Origin of the sequence: Methylosinus sp. R-45379 (assembly GCF_001644125.1) — a bacterium.
Classification (GTDB): Bacteria; Pseudomonadota; Alphaproteobacteria; order Rhizobiales; family Beijerinckiaceae; genus Methylosinus.
In genome coordinates this window covers 1-13,147 of the sequence record NZ_LUUM01000293.1, presented here as the reverse complement: position 1 = coordinate 13,147, position 13,147 = coordinate 1, and the positions used below count along the sequence as shown (strand labels likewise).

Here is a 13,147-nt window from a genome sequence, read left to right as displayed (position 1 = left end):
CTGGCGTTTCCATCAGATGCCAGCGGTCGGCAACCTGAAGAGCGCCGGGAAGCGCCCTGCTGGCGGCGAGCGCAAAGCCGCCAGCAGGGCGCTTCCCGGCGCTCTTCAGGTTGCCGACCGCTGGCATCTGATGGAAACGCCAGCGCCGCCTTCCTCGGCACCGTGCGCAAATCGATGCGCTGCATACGATCCGCGCTCGTCGCTCTCGAAATGGACACCGAGGACGGCGTCATCTGGGTCTACGGCATCGGAGACGACGGCGTTCTTGCATTCACCGACTTCGGCATCGAAACTCTCGTCGAGCTCATCGAAATCCACAAAGACCTGAAGGCGCGCGCCGGCGCCGGGGGGGGCGTGGGGCAACCCCCGTCCTACCGCGACCGAGCCGCGTCACTCTCGGACGCCCGTGTCGCGCCCGCAGACAAAATTTGCGACGCAACCGGCGCTCGCGCGCCCCATTAATCGAAAATTTAGTTGCCTATTTTTTCACGCGAAGACATTCATCCCAGAAAGTGATCCGGGGCGGCGATCCCGACGATCGCGCATCGTCTGACCGCGACGGAGGGGCGGCGAAAAGTCGAGAAAAGAGCGCCGAGGAGGTAGAGTGAATAGTCCTAATGCCGGCGCCTTCGCCATAGTGGCGGCTCTGTCCTGTGTCGGACTCATCGAGGCGTCAGCCCGCGCTTCCGAAAAAGCGATCGCCGCCGAGCGGGCGGAAACGCCGACCCGAGATGCGGCCAGGATCGCGCCCGATATAGACCGGCTCCCAGACGATTCTTGGGGCCGCGCGGTGCGAATGGGCCGAGCCCTCATCGTCGAAACTTATAAGCATATCGGACCGGAGAGCCGCGATCCGCAGAGCCGATTCGCCGGCAACAATCTGTCTTGCCAGAATTGTCATCTCGAAGCCGGCGCGAAGCCGCATGGGCTTCCTTTGGTCGGCGTCTTCCGCGAATATCCGCGCTATGCGGCGCGTGAAGGCGCGATCGAAACGATCCAGGACCGCATCAACGGCTGTCTGACACGCAGCCTCGACGGTCGACCTCTGCCCGTCGACTCCAAAGAGATGAACGCGATCGTCGCCTATATCGCTTTTCTTTCGACCGGCGCGGAGAAAGTAGGGCGCGGCGCTGGCCAAATGGCCGAGCTGACGCGCCCGGCCGATCCGAAGGAGGGCGCGAAGGCCTTCGCCGAGAATTGCGCCGCATGTCACGGCGCCGACGGACTGGGCAAGCGCAGAGGCGTCGTCGGCGACGCCGAGGGCTATGAGTTTCCGCCGTTATGGGGTTTGGACAGCTTCAACGACGGCGCCGGCATGGGACGATTGATCGCCGCGGCGAATTTCATCCACGCGAACATGCCCTTCGGCGCGACCTATGATCATCCGGCGCTGACGGTCGAGCAGGCTTGGGACATAGCGGCGTATATGGCTTCGATGGATCGGCCGCACAAGGTCGGCATAGACAAGGATTTTCCCGTCGGCGTCGAGAAATTCGTCGACGCCGGATATGGACCCTATGTCGACGGGTTCTCTCTGTCCCAGCACAAATTTGGCCCATTTCAGCCGATCCGCGACAAGCTCGAAGCGATGAAGCGTTCGAAGGCCGGCGGACAGACTGGTCCTTGAGCGGCCAGGCAGCGTCGAAGGGCCGATAGGAAGACGCCGAACGCCGAGGTCGAGAACAGCGAGCGAGAGAATGATCGGGGGAGGCCGAGACGGCGCGATCCGTCACGACCCTCCGCTGTCACGCGCGTTCTTCGGCGCGCGCTAGGACTTCGTCGCGGCCTGCGTCGCCATTTCGCACGGAGCGCAGGGCGACTCCGCGACGGGGGGCGGAGAGACCGGGCGGCTCCAACCGCCGCCGAGCGCTGTCATCAGCGACAACGCCGCCTGCAGGCGTCCCGTGCGCAATGCGATCGCCTGACGCTGCGCGGCGAAGGCGTCGGACTGCGCCGTCACCACCTCCACATAGGTCACGACGCCCTCCTCATAGAGCTTCAGCGAGATATCGAGCGTCTTATTGCCGGCGACGACGGCTGCGGCGATATCCTTTTCCTGACGATCGAAATAGCGAATGAGCGCGAGCGCGTCCTCGACTTCGCCATAGGCGCGCAGGACGACGCTCCGGTAATGCGCCACGGCCTCGAGATAGGCGGCCTCGGCGTCGTGCAGATCGGCCGAATGCGCGCCGCCGTCGAAGATCGGCAGCGTCACGGCTGGCCCGAGCGACCAGAGGCTGTTGCGCGCGTTGAAGAGGCTGAGACCCGTGTCTTGCGTTCCGCCGGAAAGATTGATCGTGAAGCGTGGGAAGAACGCGGCGCGCGCGACGCCGATCGAAAGATTGGCGCCATAGACCCGCCGTTCGACGGCGGCGATGTCGGGGCGGCGCTCGAGCAGCTGCGACGGAGCGTCGAGCGGAATCGTCGGAGCAGCGACGCGCGTCTGCGATGACGGCAGAGAAAAGCTCTCCGGCGTGTGGCCCGCGAGAATGGCGACGGCATGTTCGAGCAGCGCGCGGCGCGCCTCTATCTCGGAGAGCTGCGCCTTCGCGAAGCCGATCTGGGTCTGCGCGCGCGTCACGTCGGCGGGCGAGGTGATGCCGCCGCCGACACGTTTCTGCACGAGGGCGAGCGAGCGGCCATAGGCAGCGACGATGCGCTTCTGTAGCGCAATCTCATTATCGGCGCCTTGCAGGTTGATATAGTCGCGCGCGAGCTCGGCGTGTAGGCTCAAGGCGACGGCGGCGAGATCGGCTTCGGACGCCTGCGCCTGCGCGACGCCTGCGGCCGCAAGATTACGGACGCGCCCCCAAAGATCGATCTCATAGCTCGACTGCATCGATAGCTGATTGTCGCCGTAAAAGGTCGGCGCATTTATGGGCAGGCCACGGGACTGCGCCGATCGCGCGAAGTCGGAGCCGCTCGGATAAGAGTTGGCCAATCGAAGCGGGCGGTGCTGCGATTCTTTGTTCTCGGTCAGTTGGCCGCTCGCCGTCAGGGTCGGCGAGAGGCCCACGGCTGCTTTCGCCGCCAATGCGCGCGCCCGGTCCATCGCGGCCATGGCCTGGCCGAGATCTGGATTGAGTTGGTCGAGCTCGCGTTCGAGCGTGTCGAGGCGCGTGTCCTGGAACGCTCGCCACCACGATCCTCTCGGACGTAGATCGGCGGGATCGGCGGCGGACCATTGCAAGCCGCCATCGCTCGAGAGGGCGCGCTTTTTCTCGGCGAAAGCAGGCCCGCCTCCTTTTGCTTCCTTGAAGCTCGCCGGGGTCTCCACCGTCGGCGCGACATAGGACGGCGCGAGGTCGCAACCACTCAAAGATACGCACGCCGTCATCAGGAGGAATCGACGCAAAAATCTCATCTCGCCTGCGTTTCCTTCCTCTCGCGGTCCTTGATTCTCACCGCGATCCCGTCATGCACGGATTGCCATGGCGTACGGATCACGCGGTCGGTCTCGGAGAGCCCCGCCGATATTTCGAGCGAAGGTCCGAGATCGCGAGCGATCTTGACGGTCTTCATGCGCACGACGCCGCGCTCGTCGACGGTCGCCACTTGCGGCGACGCATTGACGAAGACGAGCGCGCTCGCCGGCAGAAGCAGTGGCGCCCCCTCGGGAGGAAGCGAAATCCTGATTTGTCCGAACGCGCCCGGCAGCAGCGCGCGATCGGGATTGTCCGCCTCGAATTGCACGAGCAGGGTTCTGGAGCTCGCGGCGATCGCGCTGGCGGTCGTCATGATCTTCGCCGAAAATTCCCGCGTCGGATATTGCGGCAGCGTCAACCGCGCGGTCAGCCCCGGCGTGATCTTCGCCGCATAGGCCTGCGGCGCGCGGACATAGATGCGCATTTTGTGAATGTCGGCGACGCGAAACAGCTCGCGCCGACCGGCGCCGGCGTCCACTAAGGCGCCGACGTCGACATTGCGCGCTGTGATGACGCCGTCGAAAGGCGATGTCAGATTGAGATAGGCTTCGAGAGCGACGAGCCGGTCGAGATTGGCCTGAGCTGCATTCTGCGAGGCGGCTGCCGCCTCGAGATTTCCGGTCTTTTCGTCCGCGCTCTGGGGCGAGACCGCCGCCTCGTTACGGAGCGTGGTCCAGCGCTTCGCCGTCGCGCGCGCAAGATTTTGCTCCGCCTTGCTGCGCGCGAACAGGCCTTTGGCTTGCTCCACCTGCTGGTTGAGGTCGGGCGCGTCGATGACGCCCAGCACGTCGCCGGCCTTGACCTGCGCGCCGATGTCATAGGCCCAGCTCTTCAGATATCCGTTGACGCGCGCATAGATTGGCGCGTCGACAAAGGCCTCGACATTGGCCGGCAGCACGAGTTCCTGGGTGGCGGTCGAGAGCGTCGGCGTAATTAAATCGACAGTAGGAACCGCCGCTTCCTGTGTCACGCGCGCGAGCTCGGCGTCGCGTGCGCGACGCGAGACGACGCCGAAGGTGGCGAGCGCGAGAATGACGCCGATGGCGACGAGGACTCTCGGACGCAGGCTACGCAAAAGCTCCGCCTGCGCCAGTGGGTCCGGCGGATGGAGGTGAGGCGGTTCAGGGTGCGACATTCGCTTGCTCCAAGTGCGTGTTCTCCGGCTTGTCGCCTTGCGTGCGCTGCGCTCTGCGGCGCATGAGGAAGCCATGCGCGAGACTGAACATGACCGGCAGCAACAACAGTGTGCCCATGGTCGCGAAGGTCAGCCCGCCGATCACGGCGCGACCGAGCGGCGCATTCTGCTCGGCGGAGAGCGCCATCGGGGCCATGCCGATGATCATCGCGAGAGCCGTCATGATGACGGGGCGAAAGCGCGTCACGCCCGCCGCCGCCGCCGCATGGAGCGGAGTGTCGCCGTCATCGAGCCGCTCGCGCGCGAAGGCGATGACGAGATTGCTGTTCGCCGTCGCGACGCCCATGCACATGATCGCTCCGGTCAGCGCCGGAACGGATATGGTCGTCTCGCTCAAAAAGAGCATCCAGACGATGCCGGCCAATGCCGTCGGCAGGCCGGAGACGATCAAGAACGGGTCCAGCCAGGATTGGAAATTGACGACGATGATGAGGTAGACGAACACGATCGACAGGACGAGGCCGAGCAGCAGATCCGCATAGGCGCTGCGCATCGTGGCGATCTGGCCGCGCAGCACGAGATTGGAGGCCGCCGGCGCTTCGTTGCGGGTGTCGTCCAATATTTTTTGAACGTCGTCCGCGATCGCGCCGAGGTCGCGGCCGCGCACGCCGGCGTAGATGTCGAACGCCGACTGGCTGTTGAAATGCGTGACGACGCCCGAACTCCAGCCGCGCCGAATCGAGGCGACGCCGCTGAGAATTTGTTGTCCCTCGCCTGCCGCCACCGGCTTGCTCGCCAGCGCGTCGAGGCTCGTGTTCCAAAACTGCGGCTCCATCGTCACGATCGGATAGGAGACGCCGCTCTTGACGTTGAGCCAGAAGGCCGGCGAGGTCTGGAACGAGCCGGCGAGCATGGTCTGCAAGGAGACTGTCACGTCGCGCTCCGAGAGTCCGACCTCCTGCGCGAGCGTTCGATCAACGTCGACGTGGAGCGTGGGCAAATCGCCCGCCTGCTGCATGCGCGGGTCGGCGACCCCCGGCACGCGGGCGACTCGCTCCAATGTCTTTTGCAGATAGGCGAGGTTTTCGTCGCGCTTGCTTCCCGAGATCTGAATGTCGAGCGGGGCCGGCAGGCCGAAATTGAGGATCTGCGTCACTATGTCTGCCGGCAGGAAGGAGAAGACGACGCCGGGAAAGGCGCGTGGCAGACGCTCGCGCAATAATTCCGCGAAGGGCCCCGCATCGGCGACCTTCTCGGGATCGAAGCTCAGCGTCAGATCGGCGTCGTTCGTGCCGATGGTGCCGGAGTTATTGTAGCTCAGATTGATGCCCGAGATCGGCAGACCGATATTGTCGACGATGCTCGTCAGCGCACCATGCGGCAGAGCGTCGCGGATTTCGGCTTCGATCCGGTCGCAGAGAACGCCGGCCTGCTCGAGACGCGTTCCCGTGGGGAGGCGGACATGCAGCCGCAAGGAGCTGCTTTCCGTCTCGGGGAAGAAATCGCGTCCGAGAAAGGGGGTCAGCGTGAATGAGAGCGCGACGCCCGTGAAGAACATAGCGACGAAAGCCTTCGGGCGCGCAAGCGCCAGTTGGAGCACGCGCGCGTAAGCGTCGAGCAATCTTTCGAAGCCTCTTTCGAACGCGATTTGCGCGCGCGTGAACGTCGCGAGGACGACGCCGCGCCGGGCCGGGCCGTATTTCGCCTCGCGCAGCGCCTCACGTTGCTGCGCGCTCAGGAAATAGCGGGCCATCGTCTCGACCAGAGTGTAGGTCAGAAAGTAGGATGCGATCATCGCGAAGACGACGGCTTCGGCGAGCGGACGAAACAGATAGCCGGCGACGCCGCCGAGAAGCAGCAGCGGCGCGAACACGATACAGATACAAAGCAGCGACACTGTGGCGGGCGTGATGATCTCCTTTGCCGCCTTGATGATCGCGTCGTCGATCGCCTCGCCCGCCTCCATGTGACGGTTGACATTCTCGATCGTGACGGTCGCGTCGTCGACGAGGAGGCCGACGGCGAGCGCGAGACCGCCGAGCGTCATCACATTGACGGTTTCGCCGAGCGCCGACAGCGCGAAGAGGGCGGCGAGAATGGAGAGCGGGATCGAGATCGTGATGATGATCGTCGAGCGCCAGCTGCCGAGAAAGAGCAGGATCATGAGGCCGGTGAGTGCGGCCGCGATCGCCGCCTCGCGCGCGACGCTGACGACCGCTCCGCTGATGAAGGCGGATTGGTCTCCGATCACTGTCATTTCGATCCCGTCCGGGAGCGCGAGCTTCAATCGTGGAAGCATCGCCTTGACGCCGTTGATCACGTCGAGCGACGACGCCGATCCAGAGGTCAGCACGGGCAGCAGCACAGCCGGCGCGCCATCGACGCGCACGAGATTAGTTTGCGGCGCGTTGCCGTTGTGGACATGGGCGACGTCGCGCAAATAGACGATCGCGCCATCGGCGCGCTTTATCGGAAAATCGTTCAGCGCGGCGATGTCTGCAGGCGCGTCGTTGATCAGGACGGCGTATTCATAGTCGCCGATTTTCTGGGTGCCGGCGGGAATGATGAGGTTTTGCCGTTCGACAGCGGTCACCACGTCTTGCGCCGTGAGGCCAAGCCCGAGCAGCTTCTCCTGGTCGAGGTCTATGCGCACCTGCCGCGATTTGCCGCCGTAAGGAAAAGGGACCGCGGCGCCGGTCACCGTGGTTAGCGGCGGCCGAATGAGCGTGTAGACGGCGTCGGCGACCTCCGCCTCGGTCCGCGTGGCGCTCGAAAAAGCGATTTGGATGACCGGCACGGTCGATGCGTTGAACAGTATGACCTGTGGCGGCTGCACACCCGGAGGGAGCAGGCGCAAAACGGTCTGGCCTGCCGCGCCCACCTGCGCCAGCGCGAGATCTATTTTCACCTTCGGCTGAAAATAGATCTTGTTGACGCCGATGCCATTGTAGCTCTGTGATTCGACATGATCGATGTCGTTGACGAGCGCCGTCAGCGCCAGCTCGTAAGGATAGAGGATGCGGGTGGACATATCGTCCGGCGAAAGCCCGACATAGGTCCAGATCACGGACACGACAGGAATGCCGACCGCCGGAAATATGTCGACCGGCGTCCTGAAAATCGCCAAAGCGCCGAGTATGACGATGAGAACCGCCGCCACGACGAAAGTGTAGGGGCGCCGCAGAGCAATCAGCACGAGTTGGAGCATTTCGAAGTCCTTGTCGGACAAACGGCGGCCTGCGCTGGGCGGCCGACGGATTCGACGCTTGGGCCTATCGGCGACGCGACGCCTCCGCCCGCCGAGCGGATCGAATCCGTCCGGCGGCTCGGCGAGCCGTTGAAAAAAGCGTCGACGCCGCACCTTGACCAGGGGCAAGCTAGCACCGACAATTTTGCCTTGCCAGAAGTGATTTTGCAGGAGCAGTCTGCAAAAATGCAGAATCTGAATTGGGACGATCTTCGCTATGTCATTGTCCTGTCGCGGACTGGCCGTCTGGCTACCGCGGCGCGGCAGTTGCACGTCGACGAAACGACGATCGCGCGCCGAGTGGCCCGCGTCGAGCGCGCTCTGGGCTCGCGTCTGTTCGAGCGCGCCAATGGGCAGTTGCTGCTCACGGAGACGGGTCACGAGGTTCTCCGGCACGCCGAGCAAATCGAAATGGGCGTCTGCGGCATCAAAAGCGTCGCGACAGGCCTGGACGACAGAGCCGCGGGAACGGTGCGATTGACCTCGGTGGCTCTGATCATGAATCGGATCTTGCTGCCGGCGCTCCCGGAATTTCTGCGGGCTCATCCTCAATTGCAGCTGCACCTCGTCTCCGAGCCGAGAAACTTGGATCTCGGCGATAGGGAGATCGACATCGCCGTGCGCTTCGCCCGACCCGAGCAAGACTATCGCCTCGTCGCCCGCCGCATCTGCGAGCTCCCCTATGGGGTTTTCGGAGCCGTTGGATACTCGACGGAAAAGCTGCCCTGGGTCACTTACGAAGAGAGCCTGTCCGCTTTGCCGCTCGCGCGCTGGCTGGCCGAGGCCGTGAAGCAGGAGCCCGACCTCGGCCCGGGCTTGATCGTCAACGACTCCGATCTCGCGATGAATGCCGTGCACGCCGGCTTGGGTCGCTCGCTCATGCCGATCTGCGTGGGCGACCATGACGAAGGTCTCGTACGGCTCAGTGGAGCCGAGTCCGTCCTCACGCGAGAGCTCTGGCTATTGGTTCGATCCGATTTGAAGCATCTCGCGCGCATCAAGCTCGTGATCGAGTGGATCGAACGAGTCTTCGCAGAAATGGAGGCTCGGTGCGGCGAACGGGCGAAAGCCATGAAATGATGCGTGACACGGACGTCGTCCGGGGCGCATCCGCAACGGCGTTCGGAGGCCACTCTCGCGCGGGGGAGCGCGCTGGTCACCGCGCTGGTTCTGGTGCACATGGCGTGAGCGCGACATAATCCTTCCGTGGGCGAAACCGGACGCTGGGGTTATGGGCGATGCTGAGCGTGGACGATCTTTTTAAAGGACTCCATTTCGATCGCGAAATCATTGGTTTCTGCGTGCGCTGGCATTTGCGATACAAGCTCAGCTTCCGAGATCTCTTGGAAATGATGACGGAGCGCGGTTTGTCGTTGGCCCATACGACCATTATGCGCTGGGTTCAGCGCTACGTTCCGGAGTTCGAAAAGCGGTGGAACCATTTCGCGCGCCAAGTCGGCGGATCGTGGCGCGTCGATGAGACCTACGTCAAGATCGAGGGGCGGTGGGTCTATTTCTACCGCGCCGTCGACAAGGCGGGAAAAGCAGTGGATTGTTTGCTGCGCGCGAAGCGAGATGTCGCCGCCGCCAAAGCGTTTTTCCGTCGTGCATTCACGAACCACGGACGGCCGCCGTGCAAAATCACGCTCGATGGATATCAGGCGTCACATCGTGCGGCGCGCGAGCTTTTCGCTCTCCCGCTCCAACTGCTTCCACACATTGCGCACTTCATAGACCTGGAAGTTCTCGTCGAAGACGCGCCGTCTCCTTGCGAAGGACCGCGTCCCGGCGCGCTCTGGCCGAGGCTTTCGCAGGGTCGCGTCGGCGCGCCGCGTGCGCCCAATAGGTGGAAGGGGTGATCGGCAACAGCTTGCAGATCGGCTTGACCCCGTGCGCCTCCCGATGAGCGTCGATGAAGGCGATCATTGTTTCGTGCGGCGGTCCTACTCCGCCGCCGCAAAATAAGCCGACGCCTTGCGCAGGATCTCATTGGCCTGCCGCAGCTCGCGGTTCTCCCGCTCCAGCGCCTTGATCCGCTCGCGCTCATCCGTCGTCGCGCCACGGCGGGCGCGCGAGTCGCGCTCCGCCAGGCGGACCCAGTTCCGCAACGTCTCGCCCGTGCAGACGATCTTCGCCGCGATCGAGGCGATCGCCGCTCATTGCGACGCATGATCGCCCCGGTGCTCCAGCACCATCCGAACTGCCCGTTCTCGAACCTCAGGTGAAAATCTGTTCGATGTCTTCTTCTTCGTATCCATGGCCCCATCCAATCAAGAGTTGGAGCCTCCGGCAATCCCGGCGCGGTTCAGCTGATTCGGTAGTCGACATACCAGCGCACGCCCCACGGGATCGCATCATGTTCGAAGTGGCTGACCTAGAACTCGTTCATCCCGCTATTCCGCGCGGCCCGCTTCCAGTCATTATAGCCCAGCCCAGATCCGCATCAAAAATTTGCGACAGAACCCTGCCTGATCCCCGGCAAGATGCCGAACCTGATCGCTTGTCCTTTCCTCAATTTGCACCGCAGCCGAACGAACGACGATTTCGAGCCGCGCCCCGTCTATCGCTTGCGCGAAATATTCCACAAGGCGGCTCCCCGCTTCTGGAGCGCCGGGGAGCCTGTCTGTCGACCAATGGTGCAAGTGAGCTCGGCAATGATACGAATTCCGGATTCGAATAAAGGAACAGTCGTACGTAGCGCCCCGATTTCTTCGCGATGTTGCGCGATCGTTCCTCGCGCCGCTCGAATGACCTCAGCCATCCAGCGCTGCGATTCGGCGGCGAGCAATCGGTGTTCATCGGGGCTCAAGCAGTCGTCGCGGACGAGCCCTGGGCGCAGGAGACGGTGAACGAACTCCCGGAACTCTTCTATGCCTTCCGAAGTAAAGGCGTGAAGTTCCGGGTCGGTCAACTCGGGGAGGCATTCGTCGGCGAAGCGCCACGCTAGAGACCTGTCCCGCTCGGCATAGCGCCTTATCTTCGCGAGCCTTTCCGGCAGGCTCCGGAGCACGTTGTTGAAATGCGCAAAAAACACTCCATCGGGAGCCTGTCCTAATTTCGATGGGGCCTCAAAGCCACAGCTATGTATTTTTTCGACGTAAGAAACTTTGGCCGCCTCCCATAGGCGGGCCATCCCATTGAAGTGAACTCCATCGGAGATATCGGTTCGAGTCGGCCACTGCGAATAGACCAGTTCGCCCTCGAAGCAGCTCAATTCCCGACACGAAATCGACCATGCTGAACAGCCCGCGAAATTCGATTTGTTCCCTATCCAGTTCAAAAGGCTCCGTGACGGAAATTCGTCGTCATCGAAGCGCAACACCCAGCGCGTTCCCGCGCTCCTCGCGCCGAATTCGATCATCCCGGCTTCCGCAAAGTCGTCAGAAGGCAGGAATTCGATGACGTCGGCTCCTTTTTCACGCAAGATCGAGAGCGTCCGATCGGCGCTGCGAGAGTCGACGACATACAAAGGCTCGACGCCGGCTTCGCGATACGCGTCCAGAAAGCCAGCAATCCACTTTTCGCTGTCGCGAGTCGGTATGAAAATCCTCACATCGTCCATCAGTTGAACTGTCTCCTCGGGAACTCTGCCCGATTTTGTCGCATATTTTGATTATGGACGCGACGAGCGTGTAATGAATGACACAGCTTACGCGGCGATCACTGCGCTATTCCGGCTGCTCTGTTGCCGGTGATCATAACCATTAGAAATTTGCGAGGGAGCCGGCCGACGATACGGATCGACTCTCAGCAATGCCACAGTCGATCGCCGAACTTCGTCAGCGCCGCGAGGCTCATCGAGCGCCCCATCGTCAAGAAAAGCTCCGCCAAAGGTCGTATCCAGGGTCGCGGCGCGCGTCTTTTCACCTGGACTCGCCGCTTGCGGACGCGTTTGACGCTCGTCGATAAGTGTACAAACGCTTCCGGTCCGAGGCAGGCGCGAATTGAATCCGCCCGCGTCTCTAGTCGCGTTTCGATATATCGCACGAGACTCTCGAACTGCTGAAAGTCTGGATGGTCCGCATAGGAGTTTTGCAAGCAAACGAGCGCGCCGACATAGCGATCCACGCCCAGGCGCTCCGCGAGCTCGTCGACGTGGTCGATCAGACGATCCACGACGGCGCGCCAAGCGAAATACTCGGCCCTGAAAGCCTTGAAGGGCGCCGCGCTATGGACTCCGCAGAGTTCCGCATGGCTCGCGAATCCGTTTCCGCCGTGGATTCGATAAATGGTGAGGGGCGCATCGATGAGCGCGGCGCCGTTTAGAAGCCGCACGCCTTTGTTCAGATAAGTATCTCCGTGGAATCGAAGATCCATGAGAGGACCATCGCCGAGAAGCAACGTCAGAGCGTCTCGCCTGAAACAATTCCCCGACGTCGGCGCATAGACCCAATCCTCCGAACTGAGCGGGCCCACGAAGTGCACGCGAGATTCGACATCGTCGAGTGGCGCGTGCTCGAATGGCCAAAGGTCGCTCGCGGCGGTGTCGATACGACGCAGGCGCTCTTTGCGCAATCCGCGCCCTGACGCGACGTAATCGCTGAGGGTGGTCCAGGACGATCTGACGATGCGACCATTGATCGACTGGAACATATCCGACGAGGTGAAGCCAATCGCGATCCGTAGCGAGAGATGAACGTAGAGATGTGTCTCGACGAAGGCTGGAAGGAGCATATCGTCGGCGTCCAGAAAGACGACATATTCGCCGGAGCTGGCCGCGAGGCCCGTTCTGAACGCGGTTGTCTGCCCCAGATTGTCCTTGTGGGATATGATGCGAACATGCGGTTCGTGGCGACGAATGCTCTCCAGGACGATATCGCTATCGTCGGTCGAGGCGTCGTCGACGATGAGGCATTCGATATGCGGATAAGTCTGAGCGAAGACCGAATCCAACGCTTCGCGCAGGAATCGCCCATAATTGTAATTGGTGATGATTATGCTGACCAACGGCAAGAGGCCGACGAGATTGTGGCCGGACGCGCGCGGGTTCGAAAGATGGCGCATTTTGTTGCCGCCATCTTCTACCTTCTGGAATTGCGCAAAATTCTCCAACATGACCAACTCTACCCTTCAGATTGCCCCCGCCCGGATCGCGTCCGGCGTCCATGCGAGAGCAGCGACTTCAACGTCGCAACATCGGCGATCCGGCGCTGACCGTCGGCTCGCGGTAAGGGACAGCCGAAATTCCGAAGTTCCGCCCATACTGCTGGCGTATGGCCGGCAGGTTGACGACGCCGGTCTTCAGGTCGGACGATCGAGCGTCTACGGGAGGCGCCTCGATGATCGGGCGGACGCGCTCGACGTCGCGCCTCAGCCGTCGATTGAGGCAGCCGAAAGCCA

8 protein-coding genes, 3 pseudogenes and 1 other annotated feature are annotated in these 13,147 nt (G+C 62.6%); of the genes and pseudogenes, 4 read left to right on the top strand and 7 right to left on the bottom strand.

Translation table 11 applies throughout. The annotated features are described in order from the left end of the window. Positions 1-61: 61 nt before the first annotated feature. Positions 62-216 (top strand): annotated as a pseudogene (locus A1351_RS25945) (ISL3 family transposase); the annotation flags it as partial. A gap of 388 nt (positions 217-604) precedes the next feature. Next, positions 605-1,627: a c-type cytochrome gene (locus A1351_RS21135; RefSeq protein ID WP_024881725.1), complete on the top strand. Its 1,023-nt coding sequence runs from the start codon at positions 605-607 to the stop codon at positions 1,625-1,627. 141 nt (positions 1,628-1,768) lie between these two features. Here the strand turns inward: A1351_RS21135 and A1351_RS21130 are convergent, their stop codons facing one another. From A1351_RS21130 to A1351_RS21120, 3 genes are read right to left on the bottom strand one after another with little or no spacing between them, the layout of a single operon-like run. Next, entirely contained in the window at positions 1,769-3,337 is a 1,569-nt protein-coding gene (locus A1351_RS21130) for an efflux transporter outer membrane subunit (RefSeq protein ID WP_256388653.1), read from the bottom strand. Positions 3,338-3,360: 23 nt separating this feature from the next. Continuing rightward, positions 3,361-4,560, bottom strand: a complete 1,200-nt coding sequence (locus tag A1351_RS21125; protein WP_024881723.1) for an efflux RND transporter periplasmic adaptor subunit — start codon at positions 4,558-4,560, stop codon at positions 3,361-3,363. After that, entirely contained in the window at positions 4,547-7,768 is a 3,222-nt protein-coding gene (locus A1351_RS21120) for an efflux RND transporter permease subunit (protein WP_026598254.1), read from the bottom strand. The genes A1351_RS21125 and A1351_RS21120 overlap by 14 nt, the downstream gene beginning before the upstream one ends. On the opposite strand from A1351_RS21120, the gene A1351_RS21115 reads away from it, so the two are divergent. Both A1351_RS21115 and A1351_RS21110 read left to right on the top strand, forming a co-directional pair. Beyond that, positions 7,760-8,887, top strand: a complete 1,128-nt coding sequence (locus tag A1351_RS21115) for a LysR family transcriptional regulator (RefSeq protein ID WP_245291702.1) — start codon at positions 7,760-7,762, stop codon at positions 8,885-8,887. The genes A1351_RS21120 and A1351_RS21115 overlap by 9 nt on opposite strands. Before the next feature lie 158 nt (positions 8,888-9,045). Next, positions 9,046-9,441, top strand: a pseudogene (locus A1351_RS21110) (IS6 family transposase); the annotation flags it as partial. Between the two features lie 33 nt (positions 9,442-9,474). Here A1351_RS21110 and A1351_RS24165 read toward each other — a convergent pair. From A1351_RS24165 to A1351_RS25670, 4 genes and pseudogenes are all read right to left on the bottom strand, one after another. After that, positions 9,475-10,065: pseudogene (locus A1351_RS24165) on the bottom strand (transposase); the annotation flags it as partial. Continuing rightward, positions 9,659-9,775: a sequence feature (AL1L pseudoknot), on the bottom strand. Its footprint overlaps the pseudogene before it by 117 nt. Before the next feature lie 302 nt (positions 10,066-10,367). Beyond that, the gene (locus A1351_RS21100) at positions 10,368-11,369 is read right to left on the bottom strand and encodes a glycosyltransferase family 2 protein (RefSeq protein WP_024881720.1); all 1,002 of its coding nucleotides are present in this window, start codon (positions 11,367-11,369) and stop codon (positions 10,368-10,370) included. Positions 11,370-11,554: 185 nt separating this feature from the next. Further along, the gene (locus tag A1351_RS21095; protein ID WP_256388654.1) at positions 11,555-12,811 is read right to left on the bottom strand and encodes a glycosyltransferase family 2 protein; all 1,257 of its coding nucleotides are present in this window, start codon (positions 12,809-12,811) and stop codon (positions 11,555-11,557) included. A 118-nt stretch (positions 12,812-12,929) separates the two neighbouring features. Beyond that, positions 12,930-13,147 (bottom strand): hypothetical protein (locus A1351_RS25670; protein ID WP_245291700.1); only part of this gene is annotated, 218 nt, incomplete at its 5' end.